Annotated in this window: 2 protein-coding genes; one reads left to right on the top strand and one right to left on the bottom strand. The window is 72.9% G+C overall.

The genetic code is table 11. The annotated features are described in order from the left end of the window. On the bottom strand, positions 1–1807 hold a 1807-nt coding region (locus tag ACYVE9_RS23200), incomplete at its 3' end, for an ATP-dependent helicase (RefSeq protein ID WP_461029837.1). Between the two features lie 272 nt (positions 1808–2079). Here ACYVE9_RS23200 and ACYVE9_RS23195 point away from each other — a divergent pair. Continuing rightward, entirely contained in the window at positions 2080–2334 is a 255-nt protein-coding gene (locus tag ACYVE9_RS23195; protein ID WP_461029836.1) for a mycoredoxin, read from the top strand. The last annotated feature ends 71 nt before the right edge of the window (positions 2335–2405 follow it).

Genomic DNA, 2405 nt, shown 5'->3' with positions numbered 1-2405 from the left:
CGCGCTCCACACCGCCGGAGGCGGACGAGGCGTTGCGCGCGGCCCCCGAACGCAGGGCGCCGAGGAAGCGGCTCGCCTCCCGGGACGGTCGGCCGCCCGGCGAGCGGGAGAGCGCCCAGGAGAAGCTGAGGTGCTTGCGGGCCCGGGTCAGACCGACGTACAGCAGCCGGCGTTCCTCCTCGACCTGCTCGTCGGTCTTGGCGTAGGTGATCGGCATCATGCCCTCGGTGAGGCCGACCAGGGCCACGGCGTCCCACTCCAGGCCCTTGGACGCGTGCAGTGAAGCGAGTGTTACGCCCTCGACCGCCGGGGCGTGCTGCGCCGCCGCGCGTTCCCGCAGCTCCGCGACCAGGTCGGCCAGCGTCGCCGCGGGACGGGCCACGACGAAGTCCTCGGCCAGCCGCACCAGCGCCGCGAGGGACTCCCAGCGGTCGCGGGCGGCTCCCGAACCGGACGGCGGGGCCGGGGTCCATCCGCGGGAGGCCAGCAGCCGGCGGACCTTGCCCGGGACGTCCAGCCCCTCCAGCGCCGGGTCCACCGAGCCGTGTGCGGCACCCAGCAGCAGCGCCCCGGCCTCCCGGACCTCCGGCCGCTCGAAGAAGCGCTCGGCGCCGTGCAGCCGGTAGGGCACGTCCCGCGCGGCCATCGTCTGCTCGTACAGGGCGGACTGCGCGTTGATGCGGTAGAGCACCGCGATCTCGCTGGCCGGCACCCCGCTGTCCATCAGGCGACGCACCTGCCGGGCGGTGCCCTCCGCCTCGGCCACCTCGTCGGGGTACTCGTGGAAGATGGGCTCGGGGCCCTTCTCCCGCTGCGAGACGAGGTCCAGCCGGTGCTCGGCGTTGCGGCCCCGGGCGCCGTCGAGCAGTTTGTTCGCCAGGTGCACGACCTGCGGGGTGGACCGGTAGTCGCGCACCAGCTTGACCACCGTCGCCGCGGGGTAGCGGCGGCGGAAGCCGAGCAGGTGGTCGGGGGTGGCGCCGGTGAAGGAGTAGATCGTCTGGCTGGCGTCCCCGACGACGCAGAGGGTGTCCCGCTCCCCCAGCCACAGCTCGAGCAGGCGCTGCTGCAACGGGTTGACGTCCTGGTACTCGTCGACGACGAAGTGCTCGTACTGCCGGTGGACCTGCTCGGCGATGTCGGGCTTCTCCTGGAGGATGCCGACCATCAGCAGCAGCACGTCCTCGAAGTCCATCAGGCGGCGCTCGAGCTTCAGCCGCTCGTAGGCGTCGTAGACGGCGCGGATCTCGGCCGGGTCGCGCGGGGCGTCCCGGCCGTGCTTGCGGAGTGCCTGCGGGTACTGGTCAGGGATGGTCTGGGTGGTCTTCGCCCATTCGATCTCCCCGGCCAGATCCCTCAGCTGGGTGCGGTCGAGCCGGACGCCGTGCGCCTCCGCGGCCTCCCTGACGAGGTGGATCTTGCGGTCCATGAGCTGCGGCAGCGGCAGGTCGCCGCCGACCGCCCGCGGCCAGAAGAACTGGAGCTGGCGCAGCGCAGCGGAGTGGAAGGTGCGGGCCTGGGCGCCCGTCACCCCGAGCTGACGCAACCGGCCGCGCATCTCCCCGGCGGCCCGGTTGGTGAAGGTCACCGCCAGTACGTTGGCCGGTTTCAGCACCCCGGAGCGCACCCCGTACGCGATCCGGTGGGTGATGGCGCGGGTCTTGCCCGTGCCCGCGCCGGCCAGCACGCACACCGGCCCGCGCAGCGCCGTCGCCACCTCGCGCTGCTCCGGGTCGAGCCCGTCGAGCACCGCGTCGGCCGTGTCGGGCGACTGCGGGAAGAGTGGGGAGTGCGTTGCTGAGGTCACTCCGCCATGCTGCCATTGCCGCCGGGACACCCGGGACGTGTGTCCACAGGCGGGCAGGACCGGTCATACGAGATACCGGGGCTGTGGACGGGCGGCGACAAGGGGATCAGGCGGGCTGAGAGGGTAGGAGGGTACGCGTGGGAATGCCCGGGGAACGCGGCACGTTCCCCCGATGCTGTGCCGTGGACGCCGTCCCTGAGGGGAGGGCCCCGGAGGGCGCAGCCACCACGACCGGCCGCAGCCGATCACAACCAGAGGGAGCGCGAAGACCCATGGCGGGAACCGTGACGATGTACAGCACCACCTGGTGCGGATACTGCCGTCGGCTCAAGGGCCAGATGGACCGCGAGGGGATCGGGTACACCGAGGTCAACATCGAGCACGACGCGGAGTCGGCCGCCTTCGTGGAGAAGGCCAACGGCGGCAACCAGACGGTGCCCACCGTGCTCGTGGTCGCGCCCTCGGGAGCCGAGTCGGTCATGACCAACCCGTCGCTGGCCCAGGTCAAGCAGGCCCTGGAGGGCTGAGACCGCCCAGCCGGGCGCGGCCCTCGGTCCCGGCGCCCCGGTGCGTCCGCCGCACCACTCGGGCGCCGGGG

Source organism: Streptomyces sparsus (assembly GCF_054776295.1).
Note: the sequence above shows the minus strand (reverse complement) of the source record. Positions and strands in the feature narration are given on the sequence as shown.

Excerpts from the sequence above, each read along its gene's own strand:
- ACYVE9_RS23195 (WP_461029836.1), top strand. The coding sequence starts at position 2,080 with ATGGCGGGAACCGTGACGATGTACAGCACCACCTGGTGCGGATACTGC.